This is a genomic window from Lacipirellulaceae bacterium (assembly GCA_040218535.1).
GTDB lineage: Bacteria > Planctomycetota > Planctomycetia > Pirellulales > Lacipirellulaceae > Adhaeretor.
Map to the genome: position 1 here is coordinate 593,522 of JAVJRG010000005.1, position 25,756 is coordinate 619,277.

Genomic DNA, 25,756 nt, shown 5'->3' on the forward strand with positions numbered 1-25,756 from the left:
ACTTCTGTTCTTGGCTATAATCTCCACTGCTGAGCGATTGCTCAGATTCTGAGGGGGATATGGAACACTAGGAGGTCGCGAGATGAGGGGGCGCATTGAATCGCTAGAGCCGAGGCTCTTGCTCACAGCAGTCAACGCGGGTGGGCCGGCCATTGGAATGTTTGCCGCGAGCAATTCGTTCACCGGCGGCACGAATTTTACCTCTTCGACGCCTGTCGACGTGTCCGGAGTCGTCGATCCGGCTCCCGCTGCTGTCTACCAGACGGAGCGAACCGGTTCGAATGGCTCCGACTTCACCTATCTGCAATCGGGGCTCATCCCCGGGAACTCGTACGACATACGGCTTCACTTCGCGGAGATCTTCTGGTCCGCCAGTGGCCAGCGGTCCTTTGACGTTGAGATCAATGGCACGAAAGTGATCGACGACTACGACGTCTTCGTGGAAGCCGGCGGTGAGGATAAGGCCGTCATCGAAGAGTTTACGGCAACCGCTACCGCCGGTGGGCAGATTACGATGGAGTTTCTCACGGAGGTGAATAACGCGAAAGTGAGCGCGATCGAAGTGATTGGTGAAGTGCAAGGTGGCGAGCGGGTGCTGTTTGTGCGTGGCGGCGATCGCACGGGCGGTTTCTTGGAAGCGGGTAACGATTTTCAACGCACGGAGCAGCTCGCGGACATTACCAACTTTTCCACCAGCGGCGGCAATCACGGTTGGGGTACGCTTGCTACCACACTCGAAGGCGCAGGTTTTGTCCTTGAGCAAATCACCGAAGGTTCTGAAACCTCATCGGGACCAGCGGCGGGGATTCATATCGACTTCGAGACCATGAACCTCGACCAGTACGATGCGATCGTCCTTGGTTCGAACAATGCCGTTTACGATACCGCGGCAGTTGATGCGATTGAGGATTACATACGTGGTGGAGGCGCTGTCCTATTCATTTCGGACGCGAACTTCGGTGGCAACTGGGCCGATGCGTCGAACTCTGATCAGCAGTTCCTCGACCGCTTCGGTTGGACGATGAATCAAGATCAGGGGACGTATACGATCTCGCGTTCTAGCGGTGAATTCCTCGTGCCTGATCATCCGATCTTCAGTGGCGTGAACTCGTTCGACGGAGAAGGGGTCACGCCGATCATGGTGGGTTCACCTGGCACTGGCGTCACGGAGACAATTCTCGCTCGGGCGGAAGGCAATACGCGTGTGAACACGCCACCGTTTGGCGGTAACATGCAGGGTGGCTCTCGACCTTCCACAGCGAACGACGCCGTGTTGGTTGTCGCCGACGCAGACGATGGGCGAATTGCCGGGCATTACGACCGCAACACGTTCTTCAACCAAAATGGTGCTGGGACCAACATCAACCGACTAGACAACACCCAGTACGCCATCAATCTGTTTAGTTGGCTGGTTGGACGGTTCGAACCTTCTGCCGACTTCGATAGTAACGGAACGGTTGAGGGGCTGGATTTCCTGGCGTGGCAACGGGGCTCGGGGACGACTTCGGGTGCAATTCGCAGCGACGGCGATGCGAATCTTGATGAAGCCGTGGATGCCCAGGATCTGACTGTCTGGCAAGAGACATACGGCGAAACGACAGCAGCGGTTGCCGCTTCTCAAACCTCTAGCGATCTGATTGCCCTAGCAGCGCGTGCGTCGGAGAGCAACCAGGACGTCGAGGAACGGGACGCATTCTTCGCGGAGCTTGAAAGCCGTTTTTCGAGTTGATCACGAAGTAGGCCGTAACAAGGTCTAGTGCCGTTACGGCATGGCGGCTCTTCAATTGTTAAGTGCCGTAACAGCACTGTCGCTCGTTACGGCCTACTCCGTTAGGAACTTATCTGCTTCGCGTTTCTGTTTCGCGACTAGCCAAGCGTTTCGTCGTGTCCTCCAGCGAAGTGCGACCAGCAAAGCGGAGTTTGCCGTCTTCGATTTGAAGAGTTTCAAGTTGACGCCGTTGCCCGACCGAGGAGATTGCTGCCGCTAGAGGAAAGAGCGCTACGGGCGACCCCTCTTCTTCAGTCCAAGCCAAGGGGATTTCCATCTTCTCGGCACCCGCAGCGATCTTCCGCGCGATCTTGCTTGTGGAAATAGGCAGCGAGCCCGCATGGGCACTATCCAATCGGATGCCCAGCATGTCGGCGTCCACGATTCTGGGGGTGGCGACCAGTGTGATCACGGTACTGATCTTGCCTTCGCGATATCGCAAGCCCAGTGTGATGTGATCGTCCTCGAACGCTACGCGCGGATCTGTGAGCGACTCGGGGACTCGCTCCGCGTACTGTGCCATGAGGGCAATGGCTAACCAGCCGTTGATTTGCGAATCGGTGAATTCCGTCTGCCAGGGTTTGGGCTTCTTGGTTTCGTCGATTAGACGAGCGACACGGTTCTTTAACTCTTCGCTTTCGGCTTGAAGCTGAGGGGGTTCGACTTTGAGTGCCTGCTGATAGAAAGGCGACACGTCTTGCAGAGCACGCCATGCCCAGAACGTGGTTCCCGCGGTGATGAGTAGCAGGCTGGCGAGTGTCCCAACAAGATACTTCTTAGGGCGCTTCATGCGGAGCTTCTCCTTCGAGGGGAGGTAGAAGTGTCTTCCATGACTCTTGCTCGTCGGCGGGAAGCGTAGGAGGCCCCAAGACAGGGGTCAATGTTGAGACCCGCAGAGTTTGAGAGGGAATTGTGCTAGCATGGCGATGCTAGCCAATCCGGCTAAGCCGCGCTCGGCTGACGTTGACCGTGCTTGCGTAAGCACTAGAATCTTGACTCGCTTTCCCCGCTTTCCAGTCTCACAGACCCATGTCCGACGATTCCTCCACCGCAACGATTTCCAACGAAGCTGGCCCGCCCGCCGAAGACCTTTCGACTTTGGAGGCCAATCGCCGCGCGAAACTGGCCAAGATTGAAGAGTTAGGCCACGATCCTTGGGGTAGCCGCTTCGATGACCGTTCCTTAATTGGCGAGATTCGTACCCGTGCTGGAGAGATCGTCTACAAGGTGCCCAGCGAAGATGGCGGGGAGACTGTTCATGAGCTTCCGCCGTTGGAGAGTGAAGAAGACCGTAAGAACTTCCGTCAGTGGAAAGCGGATCAAGGACGAGGCGAGTTGGTTGGCCCGAAGGTCCGTGCTGCGGGCCGGATTGTGCTGCATCGTGACAAGGGGAAGCTGCACTTCATTGACATTCGCGACCTCACGGGTGACCTGCAGGTCATGGTCGGCATGAAGCAGGTGGGCGACGATTGGGAACTGGCCCAGCAATTCGATCTGGGCGATCTGATTGGTGTCGACGGAACACTGATCCGCAGCAACACGGGCGAGCTTTCGATTCTTGCCGAGAAGCTGCACTTCATGGCGAAGTCGATCGCTCCGCCACCTGACAAGCACAGCGGCCTGCAAGATCCCGAGTTGCGTCAGCGACAACGCTACCTCGATTTGATCCATACCGACGGGGTGCTGCCGCGATTTTTGGATAGGACGCGGATTGTCGCTTCGATTCGTCAGACGCTTGGCTCGCAAGGGTTTGTCGAGGTCGAAGGCCCCACGCTCCACGGCATTGCTGGTGGCGCGGCGGCGAAGCCGTTTCAGACGCATCACAATGCATTGGACATAGATCTGAATCTGCGGATCGCGTTGGAGCTTCACCTCAAGCGGCTCCTTGTTGGGGGCATCGAGCGCGTTTACGAACTAGGCCGCGTCTATCGGAACGAGGGAATCAGCCAGAAGCACAATCCTGAGTTCACGATGCTTGAGGTCTACCAGGCCTACGGCAATTACGAGTCGATGATGGACCTGACCGAGGCGTGCATCGTGAACGCTATCGAAGCGATTCAGCCCGAGGGCGAAGCGAATTACTGCTTGCCGTGGGGCGAGACAACCATCGACTTCAAGCCGCCATTTGCGCGGATGACTTACAACCAGTTGTTCGCCCAACACGCAGGTGTCGATCCGAACGACGAAAAGGCAGTCGCGGAGTTGGCCCAATCGATTGGCATCCCAACCGCGGATCGTCACCCTGACGTGATCAAGAACGATGTGTTCGAAGAGAAGGTCGAGGATGCGCTCGTGGGCCCCGTGTTCGTCACCGACTACCCGGCGAGCATCTGCCCGCTGACCAAGCGGAAGCGGGACGATCCGGGCATTGCCGAACGGTTCGAGCTATTCATCCAAGGCATGGAGGTCGCCAATGCCTACACGGAGCTGAACGACCCCGACCTGCAAGAAGAACTGTTTAAGACGCAGCTCTCTGGACTGAGCGAAGAAGATTCGATGGCCAAGATGGACCACGATTTCATCCGCGCCCTCCGCCACGGCATGCCCCCGGCGGGCGGTTTGGGGATTGGGATTGATCGCTTGGTGATGCTGCTCACGGGGACACAATCGATTCGTGATGTGATTCTGTTCCCGCTGTTGCGACCGGAGAAATAAATCATAACCCGAAGCGTAAGCGAGGGAGAAGCTGTGCAAGAGAGTCCCCTCGCTTACGCTTCGGGTTACGAGATAGATGTAAACATTATGTGACAAGAAACCCAAGGATGGGTCGATGTACAAACTTCTGCTCTGCTGGCGATATCTTCGCACGCGTTATATTGCGTTGATCTGCATTGTGAGCGTGACGCTCGGCGTGGCGACGATGATTGTCGTTAACAGCGTCATGGCCGGTTTTACGCATGAGATGCAGGCACGGCTCAATGGCATGTTGGGCGACGTGGTGATTGACGCTCGTAGCATGGATGGCGTGGCGGATGCGAAGCAGCACATGGAGACCATTCGCCAAACGGTTGGCGAGGAAGTCGTCGGTATGTCGCCGACCGTTACGGTACCCTCGCTGCTGTACTTCGATGTCTATGGCCGGGATGGCACGCAGCAGAGTGTCACGCGACAGGTCACGCTCGTGGGAATCGATCAAGAAACCTACGCGGGGGTGAGCGAGTTCGGCAAGTACCTGCAGCATCCTGAGAATCGTAAGCAGCTTGATTTCCAGTTGCGCGAAAAAGGCTACGACACGATTGATTCCCAAGCGGAGGACCCTGCGAAAGCGAAGCCTCGTAAGCAGATGGAAACTGCCGGCTGGGGATATCGCCGCTACAAAGGCATGCTCGAAAAGCAACGCGCCGCGATTGCTGCCGCAAAAGCATCGACGGGCTCCCCCGCTGAGCAGGCCGGCGTGTTCGATCCGTTTGCCAAGCAGGCGGCAGAGAACGGAGAAGAGCAGGGTGTCGACTTCGATCCCGAGACGGAACAGCACGCAGGAATTGTGTTGGGGATTGGTATCACGGGGATTCGGCTCGCTGATGGTTCGGATCACTTTCTCGCCTTGCCTGGCGACGACGTGAAGGTGAGCTTCCCAGGCGTGTCGAAGCCTCCCAAGGCGATCAGCGAGTTATACACGATCGTCGATTATTACGAGAGCAAGATGAACGAGTACGACGCGAACTTCGCATTCGTGCCGTTGCGAGCTTTGCAGGAGAGCCGCGGGCTGGTGGATCCGACGACCGGCATCGGCAAGTTCTCTTCAATTCAGATCAAGCTGAAAGAAGGAGCGAACGCAGAAGCCGTGCGCGATCGGCTGCGTGAGGTCTTCCCGGCTGAGTTGTACGTCGTGAGCACCTGGCGCGATAAGCAGGGGCCACTGTTAGCCGCGGTACAAATGGAAACGGCTGTACTCAACGTCTTGCTGTTCATGATCATTGCCGTGGCCGGTTTTGGCATCTTGGCGATCTTCTACATGATTGTCGTCGAAAAGACACGCGACATTGGGATTCTGAAATCGCTAGGTGCTTCGGGCTCGGGCGTGATGGGAATCTTCCTGACCTATGGCTTTAGCCTAGGGTTGGTTGGGGCTGGGGCCGGTTTCATTCTCGGCTGGTTGTTCGTTCGCTATATCAATGAGATTGCTGACGGGCTCGGGAAGCTGACGGGCACGCCTGTGTTTGATCCTTCGGTCTATTACTTCTACAAGATCCCCACAATCGTCCAACCGTTTACGGTGGCGTGGATTCTCATCGGCGCGGTATTGATTGCCGTGACGGCCAGTATTCTCCCGGCGCGTAGAGCGGCGCGGCTTCATCCTGTGAAGGCACTTCGTTACGAATAGGAATGTTATGAGTAGCACACTCGCTAGTAGTCCATTGAGCCACGCGAAGGTTGCGCCGCGAGCAAACCCATTTCGGCTGGTCACCAGTGACAACAACGACGCGATGGCTAAGCCGATGAGCGGTGGTTGTTTGGGGTGTCGTGGGCTGTTTAAGAGCTACCAGAAGGCCACGGTTGGGATCCCTGTGCTGCAGGGCGTGGACTTCAGCGTGAACGAAGGTGAGTTTGTCGCCATCATCGGCCAGAGTGGTAGCGGAAAGAGTACGTTGTTGCATTTGCTGGGAACACTCGACAAGCCGGACGCAGGTGAGGTTCTATTCGAGGGCAACCGCATTGATAACCTTCCCGCGGCGAGTCGCGATCTTTTGCGGAACCGTTACTTTGGGATGATCTTCCAGGCATATCATTTGTTGCCGGAGTTGTCGGCTTTGGAGAATGTGCTCGCCCCCGTGTACATTGCCGAATCGACCATCGGTTATTGGAGAAACCGCAAACGGTACCGTCAGCGGGCGATTGAGTTGCTGGAGCTTGTGGGCCTTTCCGACCGAGCGAAGCACAAGCCGAGTGAGCTTTCCGGGGGCGAAATGCAACGGACGGCCATTGCCCGGGCGTTGATGCTAGAGCCCTCCGTCTTGCTAGCGGATGAACCGACCGGAAACCTCGATCGTTCGACCGGCGAGCAGGTCATGCAAACCCTTCGCGAGTTGAATCAGCGGCAGAACCTCACTATCATCATGGTGACGCACGACCCGTGGATTGCCGAGCAGGCTGACCGCACGGTGCAGATTGCCGAGGGTCGGATTGTGGGATAGCAAGCAGTCGCTCATCTGTTGAGCGAACCTGCAGGTCTGTCACTCTGTCGTAAAAGGCATGCCTTGCGTCTTGGTAGGAACCCTTCACGACGGCACCCAACGATTCACCCTTCATCACTCATACTTCATCACTTCTACCCATGTCTCGCCAAGTCTCGATCAACGGTAAGCTCGTCCCTCAAGAACAGGCGACCGTAAGCGTCTTTGATCATGGCTTGCTTTACGGTGACGGCGTGTTCGAAGGGATGCGGATTTACGGTGGGAAGGTGTTTCGGCATGAGCAGCACATCACGCGGCTTTATGAATCGGCCCGCGCGATATGTTTGGAAATCCCGATCAGCCAAGCGGACATGCAGGCCCAGGTGGATGCCACAGTGAAAGCGAACGGGCTAGAAGATGGCTACGTCCGACTGTTGGTCACACGCGGTGCGGGGACTCTGGGGCTCGACCCCAACCGTTGTAGCAATCCTCAAATCATTGTGATCGCTGACAAGATCGCCCTCTATCCGCAAGAGTATTACGACCACGGGTTGGAACTGATCACAAGCAGCGTGATTCGCAACCACCCAGCAGCGCTTAGCCCACGGATCAAATCGCTCAATTACCTGAACAATATCCTCGCGAAGATCGAAGGATTGAAGGCTGGTTGTGTCGAAGCCCTGATGCTCAACCACAAGGGTGAAGTCGCCGAATGCACCGGCGACAACTTGTTTCTAGTGAAACATGGCCGACTGCTGACGCCGCCACTCAATGCGGGCATTCTCGAAGGCATCACCCGCAATGCCGTGCTAGAACTTGCCCGCGAAGCGGGGATGGACGTGGCGGAAACTTCTCTCACCAAGCACGACGTTTACGTCGCCGATGAGTGCTTCCTGACCGGCAGCGCTGCTGAAGTGGTGCCCGTGGTGAAAGTTGATGACCGGGTGATCGGTGATGGTAAGCCGGGGCCAATGACGCTTGATCTGAAGAAGCGGTTTCATGAGTTGGTGCGTAGCTGATGGGACGCGGATGAACGCGTATCGGGCGGATTACAACGGATGCGTTCACACATCTGTCAATCGCTACGCTACTTCCTACCACTGCCGCTGGGTTTGATTATCATAAATTGATCTATCAAACGCCCTGTGGCGGCCAGCAAAGCTGATGTCGGCACAAACTGATTCTTCTCGCAGTGCCATGCCCGTCTCGGTTTCCTGTCCTCATTGCCAAGCAAAGTACAAGGTTGCCTCTGCTGCCATTGGTAAGAGCGCGACGTGTGCGAAGTGCAAGCAGAAGTTTCCTGTTATTGCACCAAGCAAGGATGGTAGTCAACCAGACTCGAAGCCCGCGCAATCTTCTAAGGCTAGCATCGCGCAGCCGCCGAAGAAGCCGCTTTCTCAAGCAAAGCCAAGCGCCTCTGGCAAAAGTAAAAAGTCATCGCCGTCCCCGAAGTTGACTCATCAGCACTTGGAAGCGGCCTTTGATAAAAAGCTGAAGAAGAACCGACCCTCGATTGCCTACCGCATTGGAATTATGCTTGCTGCGATGACAATGGTCGGACTAGTCGCGGTCTATCTCTTGTTGATCGCCGTCTGCTGTTACGGGGTCTACTATCACTTCGTCAACCACACGGGAATGCTCCAGATGCGTGGCGGCGGTCGCGCGAGGGTGCTGGTGTTCCTGGTTTATGCTGCACCGGGCATTATTGGACCAATCATCATCTTTTTTCTTATCAAGCCGTTGCTTGCAAGACCGGCCAAGGTTGAACGGTTTCGTTCGCTCAATCGTGATAGGGAGCCCCTGTTGTTTGACTTCGTCGAGAAGGTCTGCAAAGCGGTCGGTTCGCCTGTTCCGAAGCGAATTGATATTGATTGCGATGTGAACGCCTCGGCTTCGTTCCGCCGTGGATTCTTGAGTTTCTTGGGTAGAGACTTGGTCCTGACAATTGGTTTGCCAGTGGTTGCCGGATTGTCACTACGAGAGTTTGGTGGCGTGCTTGCTCACGAGTTTGGCCATTTTTCGCAGGGTGCGGGGATGCGGCTGTCGTATGTTGTTCGCTCCATTTCGTCTTGGTTTATGCGGGTGGTTTACGAGCGCGACCAATGGGATGAGACTCTTTCTTCTGCCACCGAAGATGTAGATATCCGGGTCGGATGGATCATCTTAGTTGCCCAAGGAGGTGTGGCTCTTGGACGTGGCGTGCTATGGGTTCTCATGCATATCGGGGTCGGGGTAAGCGGATTATTGCTGCGGCAAATGGAGTTTGACGCAGACCGGTGCGAAACACGTTTCGCGGGGCACAAGGCCTTCGCTTCCACGTCGCGGAAAATGCGCCTGCTCAGTGTCGCCTCGGAACTATCAAATGCCCAGATTTTCGAACACCTTGGCAGCCGCCGACTTGTGAAAGACTTGCCAGCATTAATCCTCCTCAACACCAAGATGATGCCTCCGAATATCGCCGATGAAATCGTTGGCGAGGCTCTCAAGGAGAAGACGAACTGGTACGATACGCACCCGTGTGACGCTGATCGGATTAAGGCTGCCGAGAAGTTGGGCGACGAGGGGGCGTTCAGCTTGAAAGCTCCGGCCGCAGCCTTATTCACGGACTTCAAAGGTCAGTCCGAGGCGACCACTTGGCACCTTTACATGGGGACCTTTGGGGCCAATGTGCCGAAAGATTCGCTTGTTGGGCCAAGGGAGTATATCACGGCGTCGAAGGCGGGTTGGGCTGAGGCCTAGTCGTGAGAAAGAGCTAAGCGAGTTTTCTCACCGGCTCAGGAACTCCTTCGCCTCAACTTTCTCAAAGCTCGCCAGATACTTCCGCGCTTCATCCAGCCGGTTACGGTCAGCGCGAGAGAGTCGCCAACTGAAAAGATGCTTCGCGCGGACATCGACATCTTGGCCGGCGATGCGGCGGTTGATTTCTTCGGGGACGACCTCGTGTTTGATGAGCTTTTGATTCAAGATCAAACGCGGTCCGGGAGGGGGAGTGCTGTGCAGCATGCAGTTGAGGCGGGCGTACCAATCGGTGAATTCGCGATACCGCGTGAGGGCGGCTTTGCTATCGGCGGGGGTCGTGCGAACCTCGTAGCTCCATTGGGGGCTGCGTAGGGAGAGCTGCCCAGTGTTTCTGGAGAAACCTTCTTGGAACACCGGTTGGGCAGAGAACTGCATGATGGGGTCGTTCTGCTTGGTGGCCCAATCGGCCAGCTTCCGCATTAGTGTATCGACTTTGGAGGTGGGCACGACGGTGCGTTGCCGCTTCTCCGGGTTGAGCAGGATGAACTCCCCCTCGCGTTCTTTGGTGGCGTCGCGATAAACCACGATCTGCGCAGGTTTTTCTGCGAAATCATAGACCGCTTCCTTCTCGAAAATGGTCACGCTTTGGCTGACCGGTTCTTCTTCTTGACCGATGAAGACATCCGTTTCGATGCGAAACTCTTCAGCGGCTTCAGCAAGCAAGGATTGAGTCAGACAAATCGATAGGGCGAGAAGCGTGCTAGCGAATCTCATGGTTTGCGTACCACGGGTAGAGACTGAAAGACGGGGATTTCACTGGCCGTAGAGTACGCAATAAGCGATAGCTGCGTAAATGTCAGTCCGACCTTTTGATGATGCTAGCTACGAATGACTCGCGCAGAGACGCGGAGACACAGAGAAGTCATGAGAGCCGCAGATGAACGCTGATAAACGCAGATTCCTAGCGAGACTTGTTGAAGAGCAATTCTGCAGCGAGTCGGGTAAGTAGAAGAATGCTGGGCGTTGTGGTTCTCAGCTGATTCCAAAGCAAAAGTGACATCTGCGTTTATCTGCGTTCATCTGTGGCTAAACCTCTGCGTCTCCGCGTCTCTGCGCGAGATTCACACTTCGCCATTCTGTTCGATTTGCCAATCGTCCAGATGAATCTCCACGTTCGCCCGCCCACGGAAGTGGTTGATCACCGGTCGGAAAGCGATAGAAAGCTCCCCGTTGATTGCTGCCAGCTCATCGCACCAGTCGCCGCCGCCGAAGGCGACAGCGCGGATTTTCACGCCGTGCTGGTCGAAGGTCATTGAGAGATGCCGTCCGCCGCCGCCGATCCGTTTCGGGGCTTCAGAAAGTCGGACGTTGCTAGCACTGAGTACCGGGCGGTGGTTGCCGTGGCCGAAGGGGGCGAGGCTTTCGATTTGCTGGACGGTTTGCTGAGTGAGACAATTAAGCGCCGTCTCAGCATCGACGCTCAGTTCGGCGAGGCGATCCTCGCTGGAGATTTCTTGACGGACGACCTCGAAGAACTGGCGGCGGAACTCGGGGATTTTTGCCTCGGTGATTTTCAAGCCGGCAGCAGCAGCATGACCGCCATGAGACTCGAGTAGATCATCACAAGCGGCCAGAGCTTGGTGCAGATTCAACCCGCGGGCGCTCCGTGCAGAGCCAATTCCCGGCTTCACGCCGAGCGGATCGCCGGCGATGAGGATCGTGGGCAGGTTGTACTTTTCGGCCAGGCGTCCCGCGACAATTCCGATGACGCCCGGGTGCCAGTCGTGGCTGGAGAGGACGAGTGCCGGGTCGTTCTCTGGATCGAATTTCTCTTTGGCCTGTTTGTCCGCCGCGAGCAGCATACTGCGTTCAAGCGACTTGCGTTCCTCGTTCAACTCGTCCAGATAATGGGCGAGCTTTTCTGCTCTGGTGGGGTCGTCGGTGGTCAACAGTTCCACGCCGATTTCTGCCTGCCCAAGTCTCCCCGCGGCATTCAATCGCGGTGCCAGTTGAAAGCCGAGATGTTCCCCTTCGAGTTGGCGTTTTTCGTTGAGCTTGGTGACCTTGATCAAGGCTTCCAGCCCCAACGGCGGCGAATGCGTGAGGCTGTTTAGTCCGTGGTGGACGAGGATGCGGTTCTCATCGACGAGCGGTACGACGTCGGCGACCGTTCCCAGTGCCGCAAGGCCGACCGCTTGCAGGAGAAAGTTGCGCATGCGGTCAGTGACTTTCTTTTCGCCGCTCGCTTGTTGTGCGAGTGCCCAAGCGAGTTTGAAAGCGACGGCTGCTCCGCACAGACCAGGAAAAGGATAATCGCTGTCAGGAAGGCCCGGGTGAATGATGGCAGCGGCTTGCGGCAGTCGCTCGGCGCACTGATGGTGGTCCGTGACGATCAGCGTCATGCCTAGTTCCGCCGCCAAGTCTGCTTCGGCAAGACTGGCGATGCCGCAATCGACGGTGACGATCAGGTCAGTTTTCTGCGCGGCAAGTGAGCGAATCGCTTCCGTGTTGAGGCTGTAGCCTTCATCAATGCGGTTGGGCACGTAGTAGTGAACGTCGGCGTTGAGCAGGCGGAGGCAGCGATAGAGAATTGCCGTGGCGGTCATGCCGTCGGCGTCGTAATCGCCGTAGACGACGATGCGTGAGTTCGCCTGAACCGCACCCCATAAGATTTCTGCTGCTCTAGTATTGCCTGGCAACAGGTCTGGGTCACGAAGACCCGTGAGCTTTGGTGCTAAGAAAAGCTTTGCCTCATCAGGCTGGCTGATTCCGCGAGCGATGAGCAACTGCGCGACGACGGTCGAGACCCCCGCGGAACGCTCCAACTCCGCCACGCGGGAAGGATCGTGCCGATGAATTCGCCAGCGCTTGGGCATGAGTGCCTGTGGCTTCCAGCCGCAGTGATGCAAAGAGAATAAGAGGCAGGGAAGAAATACTGGGGCTGGAAGCCCCAGCCACGAGGCTTACTTTTTCTTCTCTGTGTGCATCGTATGCTTGCGTAGCCGTGGGCAATACTTCTTGAGCTTCAGCTTTTCGCCGCCCATTTTTCGGCGAATCGTGTAGTTGTAGTCGCCGGTCTCTTCGCAAACGAGGAAGACAACTTCGACTTTCTTTTTGCGTTTGCCGCCGCTTTTCTTGGCCATCGGTCTAGAGTCTCAGAAATGGAGGAATAAAGCTGGTATTCAAGCGTTTATGCGAATCGCGTAGTGTACCCCGATCCACTCGGGTCTTCCAGTGGTGATTTCTTCGGTCCGCCGAACCCCAGCTTGCGGGTATAATCGAGGCAGGGGAGGGCAGTGCTAAACAGTCGAAAAGCCGGCACGGAGACTGGCAACCCGAGACCGGAACACTCTCGCTTGGCGACGAATCGTTGACTCCTTCACCCCCAAATACGCCGCCAGCGGAATTGCCGCCCCAGACCAAGGAGTCGGGAGGCACTCTTGAGAATGGGGTTCCACGTGCCTCGCATGTCGAAGTCACGCTGCCGCCATTGTTCTCTAACGAGCTGAGTGAAGAGAAACAGCATGAGTCTCAATCACCGTCGGTTGGCCGTTTCATTGGCAGGAGTTCAGCCTGGCTGGTGAGCGCAGCGATCCATCTGCTGATCGCCCTGGCTCTCTCAGCATTGTTCTTTCAGCTTCGCAAGAGCGAGCCGTTGGAGTTGACGGCTCTGTCGAGCGTCGAAATTGACGAGTCGCCCGACTTTCTGATTGATGAGAGTAGCGACCTGAGCGCAGGCATGGATTTGCCAGGGTCGCCCGACCTGACGATTGGCTCCACCGAGAGCGTGGCGGCTGAATTGGTAACGGTGCCGCAAGTCGAGGCGGTTGAACAAGTCGCCGTGTTGCCCTCGATGCCTTCGTTCAACACGGCGATCACTTCTCCCTTGAAACTGAAGGGGGGCGGATTCGACGCCCGCAGGGTTGGCAATCGTCGCGAAGCGGCACTTGCTGGCGGAGGCACCGATGCTAGTGAGGCCGCGGTTGAAGCGGGACTTGCTTGGTTGGCCGCCCACCAATGGGAGGACGGTTCTTGGCGATTCGATCTTGAGGCTTGTCCGAACTGCTTGGGCAATTGTCGCGACTCGGGTTACTTCCGTTCGAGCACGGCATCGACAGGACTCGCGCTGCTTTGTTTTCTAGGAGCAGGTTACACCCATCAGGACGGGCCTTATCAGGACGAAGTGAAAAGCGGGTTGTATTATCTCTCCGAAGTGATGGCAATCACTTCGCACGGCGGAGATCTGCGCGATCGTTTTATGAGCAACGAGGTCGGACGCGACCCTGGTATTTTGGCGGCAGTCGATCTTGTGCGTGGGGGTGGCGACAACATGTACTCGCACGGCATCGCGACCCTGGCGTTGACCGAAGGCTATGGGATGACGCGCGATTCCGAGCTGAAAGGACCGGCGCAGGAAGCTGTGAATTTCATTGTGAACGCACAATACGAAGATGGTGGCTGGCGCTATTCACCAGGTTTCGAGACGCCCAGTCGTGGCGACACCACGGTTAGCGGCTGGCAAGTGATGGCGCTGAAAAGCGCGACGCTCGGCGGATTGAAGGTTCCCTATGAAACGTGGCTGAAGATCGAAGGTTTTCTCGATTCAGTCCAACGCGAGGATGATAAGTATCGCTATCGCGTTGGAGAAAAGCCGACGGGCAGCAACACGGCGATCGGTTTGCTCTGCCGCATGGTCACCGGCTGGCCGCTCAGCCGTCCGCACCTGCGGAAAGGCGTGGCGAAACTGGGCACCGAACGGCCCGATCGGAACCACATGTACTTCAACTACTACGCTTCGCTGGTACTTCATCATGCCGGGGGTCGTGGCTGGACGAAGTGGAACCCCAAGATGCGCGAGTACTTAATCGAGTCGCAAGCCCGGCGGGGACACGAGCGCGGGAGTTGGTACTTCCCCGAAGCGCATAGCACGCAAGGGGGACGGCTCTACACAACTGCGATGGCGATTATGACCCTTGAGGTCTATTACCGGTACATGCCGTTGTATCGGGAGATGGCGCTAGAGGCGCAGTAGCTTTTTGAGATTGCGGAGACTTCACGCTAGGTGTGTGAACTCTTTTCCACCGACGACACAGAAAAAAAGTGAGGATAAGCCCGGCTGCTAGTTGAGGGCACAACTGGGCTTGCAGACCGAGCTTATCCTCGAAACTTCTCTAGGGAGAGGAGTGATTTGGCGAAGAGTCGATTGGAAAAGGAGCTGAAAAAAGGTCGTCCGCCTCGCTGCTTCTCAAAAGTTGACCCAAACCTTGGATAAGGGCAACGACGACAGGGGCAGGTGGCGCTCGAAAAACAGACGAAGACGGACGACGGGTGGTTACGCAGTCAGGGGCAGGAAGACTGCATAACCAGTTAATGAAACCGGCTACAAACGAATCAAGGTAACAAGGCAAGTGCGACAGGCACTCTTAGGCTCTGGTGAATTGGGCAGTTAGAGGGAGAGATCGACACACATCCGTGCGAAGACTCTCGGCAGCCTGGCGATCCCATCTTCTGGGACCCATGGCTTTGCGTGCACGGCCTTGCGACCGGCTTGCCCTGAGCGAATAGTCTGGCGTTCAATTCTTGGACGCTACTGAACCCTATGTCGCGTTTTGGGGGTAGTCAAATGCGTTTTCCAAGTTTTTTTGAGCCACCGAGAAAGCTAGGATCGCAAAGTAAGAAACCACAGATGAACACTGATAAACACGGATAAGAATTCTCTTTTGTGTCCTGCAAGAGCACTATCTGTGTCGATCTGTGTTCATCCGTGGTTCCAATAGTTTCTGTTCACTATCGGCAGTTTAGCTCTACTTCCACTCCGGCTTACGCCCCTCCAGTTGAGCAGCAATCCCCTCCGCTGCTGCCTCAGTGGTTCTTGCCGTCGCGTCGATGACGGCTGCCGCGGAGAGTTGGGTCGAGAGCGTTTCGCCGAGTGTTTCGTTGATCAGCCGTTTGGTTAGTTGAATGGCTTCGGGGGCCGAGCCTGCAATCTCGCCGGCTAGGGCGTTCGCGCGGGCCCAGGTTTGATCGTCTTCGACCACTTCGTGAAACAAGCCGAGGCGATGGCCTTCGGTGGCGTCGATTTCTCCTGCGGTGAGTGCTAAGCGGGCGGCATTTCCAGCACCGAGTCGGAACGAGACGAGTGTTGTCGCCAACCCGCCCACCAAGCCCATCCGCGTATCAGGAACACCAAACGTGGCACTTTTTCCGGCAACCACGCAGTCAGCCGCGGTAACCAACGCTGCCCCTGCGGAAAGGGCTGGGCCGTTGACGGCAGCGATTACGGGCTTGGTGATTTCCATGACTCGGACTAGCAAATCACGCAACTGGCCGGCCTCCTCGCCCCACTGCTTCACTTGATCCTCGGGGGATAACGCTTCTTGATTCGGCTGGGGCTGCAGACCTGAGCAAAAGTGGTTGCCGCTGCCGGTGAGTACCAGCGCGCGGACTGCCTTTGTGTAGTAAAGATCGTCCAAAGCTTCTTCGAGTTGGCCTACCATTGCAGCGGAGAGGAAGTTTCGCTCGTCCTCGCCATCAATGACAATGGTACCCGTATGGCCTGAAGTGCTTACCTTGATCGAGTTGCTCATACGTGCTGGGTGTAGTTGAAAGACTTAGAACCATTCTTTCGCGGGTCGAGTGTCGACCGCAATGTCAATTTGATCGCGTGGAATTCGCGTTGGCCAGGCCTCGCAGACCGCTTGCACTTGTGGGGGAGCTGAAATCCAAGTGACATAAGGACCAACTTGCGCGACCTTTTGCGCAAATAGGTTTAACCAACTCTCGCACTGCATCTGGTCATCCCCCAGCAGACGTATAAGGTAACTGCAGGCGTCCTTCTCTGATCTTTGCGGAAGCATTTCATAATAGCAGCCGGCTACGGGCGTGGTCGGGGCCTGTGCCCGATTCGGGATTTCCGCCGGCAAGCTGCTCAGGAAGTCGGCAGCGACTTCTCTTGACCGGAAGACAAGCTCCATGGTCGTTGCGAAACGGGCGTGAATTAGACTTAATCGCCAAGTCCCATCGCTCGCTGCGCCTGCCACGCCAGAGACGTTGGTGAGACTCGGGCTGACTTCTGAAACTTCCACGTCTGACCATTCAGCGTTGACATCTGCGGTTGAGAGCAGGGGGCGTGTCCGCAGTTCGGCTATTTCACCGGCACCGTCACGGGCATCAATGCCCACTGTGAAGTTCCCTTCGTGAGCAACGCTCCCAACAACTACGGGGAGGACACTTTGCGAAGTGAGCGACCGACGGTGCGAAAGCTCGTGCGTGAGTTCCGCAGCAGCCGCTGCTCCGGCGATTCTTTCTAGCTCATCCCACTGCCAATCGTATTGATTAGCAGCCTTGGCGATCACGCTGGCCGTGGGATCGCAACAACCGGCTATTACAACGCGGGCTCCCTCAGCGAAAGCCGCTTCGATCGGCCCAGCGCCGATTTGTAGGTCAGCGGCCAAGAGCTTGTGGTGCTCTAAGTCGATGCCCTCGCCATTCGCTTCATGCTCGAATCGTTGCCCTTCGAAGTAGAGCTGGTCGAGCATCGGTAAGAGATTGCTCCCGCGGACAGCAGAGATGAGCAGGTCGCCACAGCCTGCATCAACCAGTTTTGCCGCCGCCGCTTCGACACAACCATAGGCGTTTCCCCAACCCGCGTCGGCAAACACATGGAGGTTGGGCTCAAGGTAAAGCGACTTGGTGAGTTGCCCAAGGTGCGTTGCAAACGACTGATTGAAGTCGGGGTAGACCCAGTCCTCGCCGGTGGGATTCACGACCCGAGCGCGGCGATAGCGAAGATTCAGAAGATCGAGACCCTGTGCGGCAACAAAGGCTTCCAGCCCGTTGATGGGTCCCTCGACAGTGGCTTCGATGGTTGCAAATCGCATGGCTCTGTTGGGTTAAAACTCCTTTCTCTCATTGGACTGTAACCGCGATGTTGCTCCTACCGTAGCCGCGAGTTTTCTGTTGCACAGTTTCTGTTGCAAAAGGGCAACGCAAGTCCGGCGGATGTTGACCAGATTCAACCAGGTTCGCTGAACAAACAGTGCTCTTTGCGGCGGAATGGAGTCGCAAGTCTTTTTGTGACAATGGTTTGCGGCATTTTCCCTGGGTGGCTTTTTAGCATCGGCACACGGACTGCGACTGAAGGGAGCGTTCCGATGCTCGTCAATCGCAGGGAGGAAGCCACCGTGTCTAAGCAAACCCCGTCTCGTCAAACCGCCGCTAGTAAATCGCTCATGAACGGATCGACCAATAAGGGTGCCACAAATAAGAAGGGCGCAACCGCGGAGAATGAACTGGTGGAGTCAGCCGAGCATTCCACGGGCTCGGGCACGGCGATCGACGATCCAGTGCGGATGTATCTGATGCAGATGGGCGAAATCCCCATGCTCGATCGTGACAAGGAGATCTCCGCCGCGAAACAGATCGAAGCGACACGCGAGCGTTTCCGTCGGACGATGTTGTGCAACGACTATGTTTTGCACGCGGCAGCCGAGTTGTTGCAGAAGGTGGCTGATGGTGAGTTGCGGCTTGATCGGACGATTGAAATCTCCGTGACGAACACCGCGGAGAAAAAGCGTATGCTCAAGCGGATTGGCCCGAACCTGGAGACGATTCGCCACTTGCTAGGCGAGAACCAGAAGGACTACCGTGTTGCCGTCAGCACCTCAGAGACCGCCAGAACGAAGCGGGACGCTTGGCGACGATTGGTTGTGCGTCGAAATAAAGTCATTCGGTTGGTTGAAGAACTAAATCTTCGGATTCAGCGCCTGCTGCCGATCATGGAGCAGCTCCATGAGATCGCGCATCGGATGGCGACGGTCAAGAAGCACTTGGCAGATCCCGAGCACTGCCTGCTGAAAGACAACGAGCATGAACTCCGCCAGGAGCTTCAGTACTTGATGAAAATCACGCTAGAGACACCAGCGACGATTGCTCGACTGGTGCGACGTTCCAATGAGCGGAAGCGGCACTACGATCTGGCGAAGCGGCAACTCTCTGCCGCCAACCTGCGACTGGTTGTCTCGATCGCCAAGCGATACCGCAACCGTGGCATGAGCTTTCTCGACCTTATTCAGGAAGGCAACACTGGCTTGATGCGGGCAGTTGACAAATTTGAGCACGCACGCGGCTACAAGTTCAGCACCTATGCGACCTGGTGGATTCGCCAAGCGATCACGCGAGCGATTGCTGACCAAAGCCGCACGATCCGCTTGCCGGTCCACATGATCGACACGATGAGTAAGATTCGTGCCGTGAGCAGCGAGTTTGTTCAGGAGAATGGCCGAGAGCCTAATCCGGAGGAGATTGCCGAGATCGCAGGTCTCTCGCTCGAAGATGCCCGCTGCGTGCACAAGATGACGCGTCAGCCTTTGTCTCTCGATCAGCCAGTGGGCGATCACGAGGACAACTACTTTGGTGAGTTCCTGGAAGAGAACCGCGATGAGGACCCGCTCTACGATACGAACTTGGAAGCTCTGAAGGAGCGTCTCGAAGAGGTAATGACTGAACTGACTTATCGCGAACGAGAAATCCTCCGCTTGCGATACGGTCTTGCTGATGGTTACACCTACACGCTGGAAGAAGTCGGCAAGATCTTCTCGGTGACACGCGAGCGGGTTCGCCAGATCGAGTCGAAAGCAGTTCGCAAACTGCAATCGCCGTATCGGTCGCGGGCGCTGGCGGGCTTCTTGGACGGAGCGGAAGAGCAGTTGCCGGTGGAGATGCAGTAAGTGGCTGGAGGCCCCAGCCACGGTTAGTGCGAACTAAAGCTCGCGATCTCCAACCGTACGAGTTGTTCCGCCACAATCCCTGCTGACTCCGGCCTGCGAAGTGGGTCTTTGGATAAGAGCCGGTGCACCAGCGACGCGACCGCTTTGGGAGTTTCCGGTTCACGCTCACGGATGCAAACCGGCTTCGCTTCGCGGTGCATACGCACGAGTGACTCGGCATCTTTGGCTTTGTGAGGGACAACGCCGGCCAGCATTTCGTAGAGCATAACGCCGAGGCTGTAGAGATCAGCCCGTAGGTCGCAGGCCAGGCTTGAAGCGACAACCTCTGGGGCCATGTAGTTGAGCGTCCCGAACACTGGCTGGGTCGCCCAGTGCTTGGCTTCCCCGGGAGTATGTGCAAAGCCAAAGTCGAGCAGCGTTGCGTGACCATCTTCGGCTAGCATCACATTCGCGGGCTTGACGTCGCCGTGAACCATGCCGGTACTCGAATGCAGGGCATCAAGTGCTTCGGCGACCTGGCGGACGAGCCAGAGCGTGACGGACAAGGGCAGCTTGCGTTCGCGCTTCAGCACATTGGCGAGCGATTCTCCTTCGAGCCGTGGACTAACGATGTAGAACGGTGGCTGTTGCACTCCGGCGGAGAGGATCGGTAACAGGTTGGGGTGAGTCGCCCGACGCCCTACCCAAGCCGCACGGCGCTGCATCTCGATGGCCCCCGCATCGCGCCACCACTCTTTTCTCAAGACTTTGATGACGTATGAGGCGCGTTGCTCCTCGGGCGCATCGGCGGGACGGGCGAGGTAGACGCGCGCCAAGTCACCCTCGTTCAGCAGACGTACGAGCTGCCAAGGACCGATGCGGCCAATTGCCTTCTGCCGCGTACCTAGTGGTGCCTGTGGGGATATTTCGGAGGTCGCTTGAGGGGAGCGACTGGCGGAGGGCTCAACAGTGGCCATGCGCGGTGCTATCACTAAAGAAGTTTTGGGTCGAAAAGAGCGTTGCTACCTGTCGGGAACAGGTTGCGACTGAGAGTATCAATCGGCCCAAGTCGAGGCGTGACTCGACGCCCGGTTTGCAAATTCAGTGGTAGAATGGCGAGTTCTGCTAGCACCGGTGAGAAGCTGTACCGACCGTGGCGGGTTTGCCATTGCGTATCCGTTATCCGCCGAAGTATTTGGTGAGAGTGGCTCTGGCGACAGCCGGATCGTCAGTGCCAGCGACAATCGCTCGGCCATCGGCAAAGAGGGTAATCTTGTAGTCCTCTGTTTCTAGGCGGAGTAAGAAGGCGTTGACGGTTACCTTCCCAAGTTTCGAAACTTTCTCAGCAACAGCCGAGAGCGTTGGACTATCACTGCTCGTTGGGCTGATTTGCACGGCGTTGCGACCGCACAGAGTCACTGTTGTGCTTCCCCGTTTTCCTTCAAGCCAGGGGAATTCACCCGTCACGCAGGTTTTGCATTGCGGTTCCTCCACGCGACGAGCCACTCCTACGTCGCGTAGTTGGTTGTTCCAGAGGTCAAGTACCCGTAGTTTACGATTGACCGCTTCGAGGTTCCCGCTGAGTATTTTTAATGTCTCCATCACTTCCCAAGCGGCAATCGTTTGCACGATGGGGTTCAGCACGCCTGCGGTGTCGCACGTGGGTTGCAGTTCTGCCGGTGGCGGCTCGGGCATGAGGCAGCTCAGGCAGGCCGTCTCGCGGGGGAGAATCGCCATTGCTTGCCCTTCGGCCCCGACGCAGCCGCCGAATACCCAAGGCGTGTTGTTGGCAACGGCGTAGTCGTTGATTAGGTAGCGAACCTCGAAGTTATCAGTGCCATCGACGATTGCCTCGCAGTCTTCGGCTAGCGTCTTGATGTTATCGGCTGTCACATCGGCAACATGAGGCTCGACGGTCACGGTTGAGTTGATCTCCTGGAGATGCTTCGCTGCGGCAACCGCCTTGGGGAGATTCGCGGCGACGTCCGCCTCCGTGTACAGCACTTGGCGGTGGAGATTGTCGAGTTCGAGGAAGTCGCGATCGACAATCCGGACATGCCCCACGCCAGACCGCACGAGCAGTTCTGCCGCGACGGAGCCCAATGCACCGCAGCCGACGACCAGCACTTTTGACTTGCCTAACTTCTCCTGGCCGTCCTCACCCAACGAAGCGAAATTCACCTGCCGTCGATAGCGCTGAGCGTGGTCGAGCTTAGACTTGGGTTCACTCATCTGATTAGGGTTCATCCAACAAAATAGCCAGCACAGTCGAACTCGGGGGCTAGATACGCTTGCAGCTTATCGCACTTGTTTCTTATCTCACCAGTTATTGAATCTGCCAACTCTCGAACCATGATCGGTTTGTTGATGGCGGAAAGCCAACTTGGTGGTCGTTCTCCCGGTTGCAGCTCAACGAGGATTGCGTCTGCCAAATAAGCAACGGACTCTTGCGTAGCATCAGCAGTGATCGCGTGCGCTAGTTTCAGTCCATCGTACTCTTTTGAAATCGTTGATCCATCAAATACTGCGAAGACTGCCGCGGGATACCAAGTTAGCATTGCGAGCTGACTGGCTTGCGACGACTGACCACGCAAATCGACAACGAGCGGAACGCCGGACTCACTCGCCTTTCTCAAGATGTCTTCAGAAGGACCTTCGGTAAAAACTGTGAGTTCCAGTTCACGTGCGAGATCGGCTTCGAATTCTGAGACGCTGCCGCCTCGCAGAACGGTGCGTTTCCCTTCGAGGCGAAGATTCTGATGGTGAATATCCCAACGATTGATGCCCAAGCGGTGTTCAAATTGCAGGGAGGTGCCGTCCTGCAAGTTCACTTCGAGCTCGATCTCGTAGAGAAACGGCAATCGGGGCGACCAATAGCACGGTTCGGTAACGAGTAGTTCTTTGCCTTCAAATGAGAAAGTTGATGGCAATGTCTTAGAGAATCGACATCTTGGTCCCCGCAAGATGCCTGTGACGCTTTCAATTTGCTCCACCGATTGATCGTGGAATACGAGCGTCGCGGTGGTATCCGTGGCGTTGCGCGTTTCTACGGTGAGCAAGTCGTGGAGCTTCATTTCATTCAATCTCCTCCTCCTCGGCAGCCAACGCATACTCTTTCGTCTTCTGCAAAGCCTCACGCAAATACCGCCCTGTAATCGATCGCTCATTCGCGGCCACTTGCTCCGGGGTTCCGGTGGCGACCACTTGGCCGCCTTCTTCTGCCGCACCGGGGCCGAGATCAATCACGTAGTCTGCCGCCTGCAACACCAGAGGATGATGCTCAACCACCACGAGCGAGTGTCCCATGTCCGTCAGCGACTGAAAACAATCCAGCAGTTGCATCACGTCGGAATTGTGCAAGCCGGAGGTCGGTTCGTCCATGAGGAACAGAGTTCTTCCTCGTTTCGCTGCGGAAACGTAGTTGGCCATTTTCAGTCGCTGGGCTTCGCCACCGGAAAGCGTATTGGCCGCTTGGCCCAATCGCAGATAATCAAGCCCCATGTCGATCAGGCATTTCAATCGCGTGAGGATTTTCTTCTGACCGCGAAAGAAGGTGAAGGCTTCACGCACCGAGAGGTCCAGCACGTCAGCGATGCTGAGTCCCCGGTAACGGATTTCGAGGACTTCGCGTCGGTAGCGAGTGCCTTGGCAGTCGGCACAACGCATGAAGACGTCGGCCATTAGTTGCATGTCAACTTGGATCGACCCGTCCCCTTGGCAGGTTGGACAGCGACCGCCATCGACATTGAAGCTGAAGTGTCCGGCTTTGAATCCGGCCGCCTTGGCGTCGGTCGTGCCGGCGAACAGAGAACGAATCGGGTCGAACGCCTTCACGTAAGTGACGGGGTTGGAACGCGGCGTGCGGCCAATGGGCGATTGATCAACCATGATGCAGTCGTCGAGTTGACTGACGCCCACAAGATCGTCGAATTTGGCGTTCGTGCCATTCGTATCCAGCTTCAAACCTTGGGCGACCGCCGGGTAGAGGGTTTCGCCCACGAGAGTGCTTTTGCCCGCTCCGCTAACGCCGGAGACGACGCAGAGCATGCCAAGTGGAAAATCAACGGCGAGTCCTTCTTCACTACTTCCACGCAGGTTGTTCTCGCGCGCCCCGCTTAGTTTCAGCCAACCCTGGTTTGTCTCGCGACGTTTTTCTGGAAGTTGCAGGAAGCGGCGTCCCGAGAGCCAATCCCCCAAGCGACTGTCAGGCGACTGAAGCATTGCGTCGTATTTGCCTTGGAAGATCACCTTGCCGCCGAACTCACCCGCACCAGGGCCCATTTCGACAACTTCGTCCGCGGCTTCGATCAGTTTCTCGTTGTGTTCAACCAACACGACCGTGTTGCCGCGATCTCGAAGGGCAGTGACGGCTTCGACCAGCCGTGGTACGTCGGCGGCATGCAAGCCCGCTGAGGGTTCATCCAGCACGTAAAGCATTCCCGTGAGATTTGAACCCAGGGCGGATGTCAGCGCAACGCGTTGGGCTTCTCCGCCGGAAAGTGTTCTTAATGGACGCGCGAGTGACAGGTGCCCCAGGCCGATCCGGTCGAGGTACTGAAGTCTTTCCTGCACTTGCGAAAGCAAGAGGCGACCAACGACTCGCTGTGACTCATCTAGAGGGGCCGTTTCGAACCAACGACTGCTCATCTCGACCGGCATATCGACGACGTCGGCCAGACTCTTCCCGGCGATTTTCACAGCAAGTGCTGCCGGATTGAGCCGCGCGCCCTGGCACTCAGGGCAAGAAGAGTAGCTTCGCCAGCGGCTCAAGAAGACGCGGATGTGCATCTTGTACTTGCGGCGCTCGAGCCAAGCAATGAAGCCATCAAGTCCGCCAAAGTCGCGTTCAGGAACGCCATGAGTGATCAGATCGAGATGTCTTTGGTTGAGCTTGGAGAAGGGAACATCAACCGGCAGGTCGTAGTCGTCGGCTAACGCCAGCAGCTCTTCGAGCTCGTGGTTGTAGGAGGGCGTATTCCATGGGGCGATCGCCCCTTCTTTAAGGCTTTTGCTCGGATCAGGAACGACCAAGTTCATGTCGAGCTCGGTGATATTGCCGAAGCCTTCGCATGCCGGGCACGCGCCCAGAGGATTGTTGTAATTGAAGAGCTGAGGTTGAGGATCAGGGTAGTCGATCGCGCAGGTTTCACAGCGAAGTCGCCGGCTGAAAACATATCGTTGCCAAGTTGAGCCAGCGAGAGTCGTTTGCTTATCGGTTTCGACACGCTCGTTCTGCGACCAAACGAGGGCAACACCTCGCCCTGCTTCCATGGCGTTTTCCAGGGAGTCGTGCAGTCGCGTTGTCGTTTCAGTGCTGAGCTTGATGCGATCGGTGATGACTTCAAGCGTATCGGCTTCGCGTAGCTGTCCTGCGAGTTCGGGGGTGAGTTCGACGACTTCTTCTCCCAAGGCCAAGCGGCGATAACCGAGCGAGATCAGATCAGCCAGCCATTCCTCGTTGGTTCGTTCGCTGCCGCGTTGCGAAACGAAACCGATCATCGCTCGTGTACCTTCAGCGAGTTGTGAGAGAGTCTGAGCGGCAAGATCGGCAGAAGTTCGCTCGACTTTTTGGCCGCAGGTATGGCAGGTGATCTCGCCGATGCGGGCGAACAAGAGTTGCAGATGCTCGTTTATCTGCGTCGCGCTGCCGACGGTCGCTCGGCTGGAGCGGCTGACGGTTTTCCGCGTCACCGCGATTGAGGGGGGAATGCCTTCGATGCTTTCCGCGTCAGGCTTGTCGAGCTGTTCGAGGAACTGTCGCGTGTAGGTGGAGAAGCTTTCGATATAACGGCGTTGTCCCTCCGCGTAGAGCGTGTCGAGCGCCAGGCTCGTCTTGCCGCTGCCGCTGACACCGCAGAAAGCGATCAGCTTGCCGTGCGGCAAGTCGAGATCAACATTGCGGAGATTGTTGACCGCAACGCCACGTACGCGGATTTCGTCGAAGGATTCGACGTCCTCAGTGGCAGTGGTGGTCTGGGGAGGATCAGTAACGGTTGATGCTGTAACTGTTGACATAGTGGGAGTTCAGAATCGGCAGTCGTACAGCCGGGGCTATTTAGCTACGTGCAAACAGACCAGCTTACCGCGCCGGGGTTCGAGTTGCTACAATGCGTGCCATGCCAAGCAAGAAACGGAAGAACCTTTTCTATATCCTGTTGATTCCCGTCGGGATCGTATTCGTCGTCACCGCTTGCGCTTACGGCTACATGGCGTTCACGATTGCCAACGCCGCGGGGGACGCGGCCAAGCAGGCGGGGCATCCCCTGTTTTCCTGGCTCAGGACCAACGGCGATTGGCTCATGCTCACCGAACTGGGCGTGCTAGCGGTGCTGACCATCGGCGCGATGGTGCTTGAAGCCAAGCAGGACGCGGATGAATCGCAGGAACAAGCCGAATAGGACATTAGACAGGATTTACGATGAACAGGA

The 25,756-nt window shown here is 56.7% G+C and carries 19 protein-coding genes and 1 riboswitch; of the genes, 9 read left to right on the top strand and 10 right to left on the bottom strand.

Annotated elements, in window-relative coordinates:
- Positions 1-82 precede the first annotated feature (82 nt).
- Complete coding sequence (locus RIB44_02655; GenBank protein ID MEQ8615473.1) at positions 83-1,729, top strand: malectin domain-containing carbohydrate-binding protein; 1,647 nt, start codon at positions 83-85, stop codon at positions 1,727-1,729.
- Positions 1,730-1,838: 109 nt separating this feature from the next.
- Here RIB44_02655 and RIB44_02660 read toward each other — a convergent pair whose 3' ends face one another.
- Positions 1,839-2,558 (bottom strand): hypothetical protein, encoded by a 720-nt coding sequence (locus RIB44_02660; GenBank protein MEQ8615474.1) that lies wholly within the window; start codon positions 2,556-2,558, stop codon positions 1,839-1,841.
- Between the two features lie 239 nt (positions 2,559-2,797).
- Between RIB44_02660 and lysS the strand changes: the two genes are divergently transcribed.
- The 5 genes from lysS to RIB44_02685 all read left to right on the top strand — a co-directional run bounded on the left by lysS (position 2,798) and on the right by RIB44_02685 (position 9,621).
- On the top strand, positions 2,798-4,423 hold the full coding sequence (gene lysS / locus RIB44_02665) for a lysine--tRNA ligase (GenBank protein MEQ8615475.1): 1,626 nt from the start codon (positions 2,798-2,800) through the stop codon (positions 4,421-4,423).
- A 115-nt stretch (positions 4,424-4,538) separates the two neighbouring features.
- Positions 4,539-6,092 (top strand): FtsX-like permease family protein, encoded by a 1,554-nt coding sequence (locus RIB44_02670; protein ID MEQ8615476.1) that lies wholly within the window; start codon positions 4,539-4,541, stop codon positions 6,090-6,092.
- Positions 6,093-6,099: 7 nt separating this feature from the next.
- The gene (locus tag RIB44_02675) at positions 6,100-6,903 is read left to right on the top strand and encodes an ABC transporter ATP-binding protein (GenBank protein MEQ8615477.1); all 804 of its coding nucleotides are present in this window, start codon (positions 6,100-6,102) and stop codon (positions 6,901-6,903) included.
- Positions 6,904-7,043: 140 nt separating this feature from the next.
- Positions 7,044-7,901 (top strand): branched-chain-amino-acid transaminase, encoded by an 858-nt coding sequence (gene ilvE / locus RIB44_02680; GenBank protein MEQ8615478.1) that lies wholly within the window; start codon positions 7,044-7,046, stop codon positions 7,899-7,901.
- Positions 7,902-8,334: 433 nt separating this feature from the next.
- Positions 8,335-9,621, top strand: coding sequence for a M48 family metallopeptidase (locus tag RIB44_02685; protein MEQ8615479.1), 1,287 nt, complete (start codon positions 8,335-8,337; stop codon positions 9,619-9,621).
- A gap of 27 nt (positions 9,622-9,648) precedes the next feature.
- Here the strand turns inward: RIB44_02685 and RIB44_02690 are convergent, their stop codons facing one another.
- From RIB44_02690 to rpmG, 3 genes are all read right to left on the bottom strand, one after another.
- Positions 9,649-10,395 carry a hypothetical protein gene (locus tag RIB44_02690; protein ID MEQ8615480.1) on the bottom strand — a complete coding sequence of 249 codons (747 nt, stop codon included), beginning with the start codon at positions 10,393-10,395 and terminating at the stop codon, positions 9,649-9,651.
- A 347-nt stretch (positions 10,396-10,742) separates the two neighbouring features.
- The gene (gene recJ, locus RIB44_02695) at positions 10,743-12,497 is read right to left on the bottom strand and encodes a single-stranded-DNA-specific exonuclease RecJ (GenBank protein MEQ8615481.1); all 1,755 of its coding nucleotides are present in this window, start codon (positions 12,495-12,497) and stop codon (positions 10,743-10,745) included.
- A gap of 87 nt (positions 12,498-12,584) precedes the next feature.
- The gene (gene rpmG, locus RIB44_02700; protein ID MEQ8615482.1) at positions 12,585-12,764 is read right to left on the bottom strand and encodes a 50S ribosomal protein L33; all 180 of its coding nucleotides are present in this window, start codon (positions 12,762-12,764) and stop codon (positions 12,585-12,587) included.
- Positions 12,765-12,991: 227 nt separating this feature from the next.
- Between rpmG and RIB44_02705 the strand changes: the two genes are divergently transcribed.
- Positions 12,992-14,653, top strand: coding sequence for a terpene cyclase/mutase family protein (locus tag RIB44_02705; GenBank protein MEQ8615483.1), 1,662 nt, complete (start codon positions 12,992-12,994; stop codon positions 14,651-14,653).
- A gap of 451 nt (positions 14,654-15,104) precedes the next feature.
- A riboswitch (cyclic di-GMP riboswitch) is annotated at positions 15,105-15,184 on the bottom strand.
- Between the two features lie 241 nt (positions 15,185-15,425).
- Here the strand turns inward: RIB44_02705 and RIB44_02710 are convergent.
- Both RIB44_02710 and RIB44_02715 read right to left on the bottom strand, forming a co-directional pair.
- Positions 15,426-16,208, bottom strand: a complete 783-nt coding sequence (locus RIB44_02710) for an enoyl-CoA hydratase/isomerase family protein (GenBank protein ID MEQ8615484.1) — start codon at positions 16,206-16,208, stop codon at positions 15,426-15,428.
- Between the two features lie 24 nt (positions 16,209-16,232).
- A complete protein-coding gene (locus tag RIB44_02715) occupies positions 16,233-17,501 on the bottom strand; it encodes an acyclic terpene utilization AtuA family protein (GenBank protein MEQ8615485.1) in 1,269 nt (422 codons plus the stop codon).
- Between the two features lie 303 nt (positions 17,502-17,804).
- On the opposite strand from RIB44_02715, the gene RIB44_02720 reads away from it, so the two are divergent.
- A complete protein-coding gene (locus RIB44_02720) occupies positions 17,805-19,349 on the top strand; it encodes a sigma-70 family RNA polymerase sigma factor (GenBank protein ID MEQ8615486.1) in 1,545 nt (514 codons plus the stop codon).
- A 23-nt stretch (positions 19,350-19,372) separates the two neighbouring features.
- On the opposite strand, the gene RIB44_02725 is transcribed toward RIB44_02720, so the two are convergent.
- From RIB44_02725 to uvrA, 4 genes are all read right to left on the bottom strand, one after another.
- Positions 19,373-20,305, bottom strand: coding sequence for a serine/threonine-protein kinase (locus RIB44_02725; protein ID MEQ8615487.1), 933 nt, complete (start codon positions 20,303-20,305; stop codon positions 19,373-19,375).
- A 202-nt stretch (positions 20,306-20,507) separates the two neighbouring features.
- Positions 20,508-21,560, bottom strand: coding sequence for a ThiF family adenylyltransferase (locus tag RIB44_02730; GenBank protein MEQ8615488.1), 1,053 nt, complete (start codon positions 21,558-21,560; stop codon positions 20,508-20,510).
- 11 nt (positions 21,561-21,571) lie between these two features.
- Positions 21,572-22,402: a hypothetical protein gene (locus RIB44_02735; protein ID MEQ8615489.1), complete on the bottom strand. Its 831-nt coding sequence runs from the start codon at positions 22,400-22,402 to the stop codon at positions 21,572-21,574.
- A 1-nt stretch (position 22,403) separates the two neighbouring features.
- Entirely contained in the window at positions 22,404-25,343 is a 2,940-nt protein-coding gene (uvrA, locus tag RIB44_02740) for an excinuclease ABC subunit UvrA (GenBank protein MEQ8615490.1), read from the bottom strand.
- A gap of 101 nt (positions 25,344-25,444) precedes the next feature.
- Between uvrA and RIB44_02745 the strand changes: the two genes are divergently transcribed.
- Positions 25,445-25,726, top strand: a complete 282-nt coding sequence (locus tag RIB44_02745) for a hypothetical protein (protein ID MEQ8615491.1) — start codon at positions 25,445-25,447, stop codon at positions 25,724-25,726.
- Positions 25,727-25,756: the final 30 nt, after the last annotated feature.

What these genes read in the sequence shown, in the direction of transcription:
- RIB44_02670 (MEQ8615476.1), top strand. Translation starts at nt 4,539, where the DNA reads ATGTACAAACTTCTGCTCTGCTGGCGATATCTTCGCACGCGTTATATT.
- rpmG (MEQ8615482.1), bottom strand. Translation starts at nt 12,764, where the DNA reads ATGGCCAAGAAAAGCGGCGGCAAACGCAAAAAGAAAGTCGAAGTTGTC.
- recJ (MEQ8615481.1), bottom strand. Translation starts at nt 12,497, where the DNA reads ATGCCCAAGCGCTGGCGAATTCATCGGCACGATCCTTCCCGCGTGGCG.
- RIB44_02730 (MEQ8615488.1), bottom strand. Translation starts at nt 21,560, where the DNA reads ATGAGTGAACCCAAGTCTAAGCTCGACCACGCTCAGCGCTATCGACGG.
- RIB44_02745 (MEQ8615491.1), top strand. Translation starts at nt 25,445, where the DNA reads ATGCCAAGCAAGAAACGGAAGAACCTTTTCTATATCCTGTTGATTCCC.
- RIB44_02675 (MEQ8615477.1), top strand. Translation starts at nt 6,100, where the DNA reads ATGAGTAGCACACTCGCTAGTAGTCCATTGAGCCACGCGAAGGTTGCG.
- lysS (MEQ8615475.1), top strand. Translation starts at nt 2,798, where the DNA reads ATGTCCGACGATTCCTCCACCGCAACGATTTCCAACGAAGCTGGCCCG.
- RIB44_02725 (MEQ8615487.1), bottom strand. Translation starts at nt 20,305, where the DNA reads ATGGCCACTGTTGAGCCCTCCGCCAGTCGCTCCCCTCAAGCGACCTCC.
- ilvE (MEQ8615478.1), top strand. Translation starts at nt 7,044, where the DNA reads ATGTCTCGCCAAGTCTCGATCAACGGTAAGCTCGTCCCTCAAGAACAG.
- RIB44_02660 (MEQ8615474.1), bottom strand. Translation starts at nt 2,558, where the DNA reads ATGAAGCGCCCTAAGAAGTATCTTGTTGGGACACTCGCCAGCCTGCTA.
- RIB44_02710 (MEQ8615484.1), bottom strand. Translation starts at nt 16,208, where the DNA reads ATGAGCAACTCGATCAAGGTAAGCACTTCAGGCCATACGGGTACCATT.
- RIB44_02655 (MEQ8615473.1), top strand. Translation starts at nt 83, where the DNA reads ATGAGGGGGCGCATTGAATCGCTAGAGCCGAGGCTCTTGCTCACAGCA.
- RIB44_02715 (MEQ8615485.1), bottom strand. Translation starts at nt 17,501, where the DNA reads ATGCGATTTGCAACCATCGAAGCCACTGTCGAGGGACCCATCAACGGG.
- RIB44_02690 (MEQ8615480.1), bottom strand. Translation starts at nt 10,395, where the DNA reads ATGAGATTCGCTAGCACGCTTCTCGCCCTATCGATTTGTCTGACTCAA.
- RIB44_02735 (MEQ8615489.1), bottom strand. Translation starts at nt 22,402, where the DNA reads ATGAAGCTCCACGACTTGCTCACCGTAGAAACGCGCAACGCCACGGAT.
- uvrA (MEQ8615490.1), bottom strand. Translation starts at nt 25,343, where the DNA reads ATGTCAACAGTTACAGCATCAACCGTTACTGATCCTCCCCAGACCACC.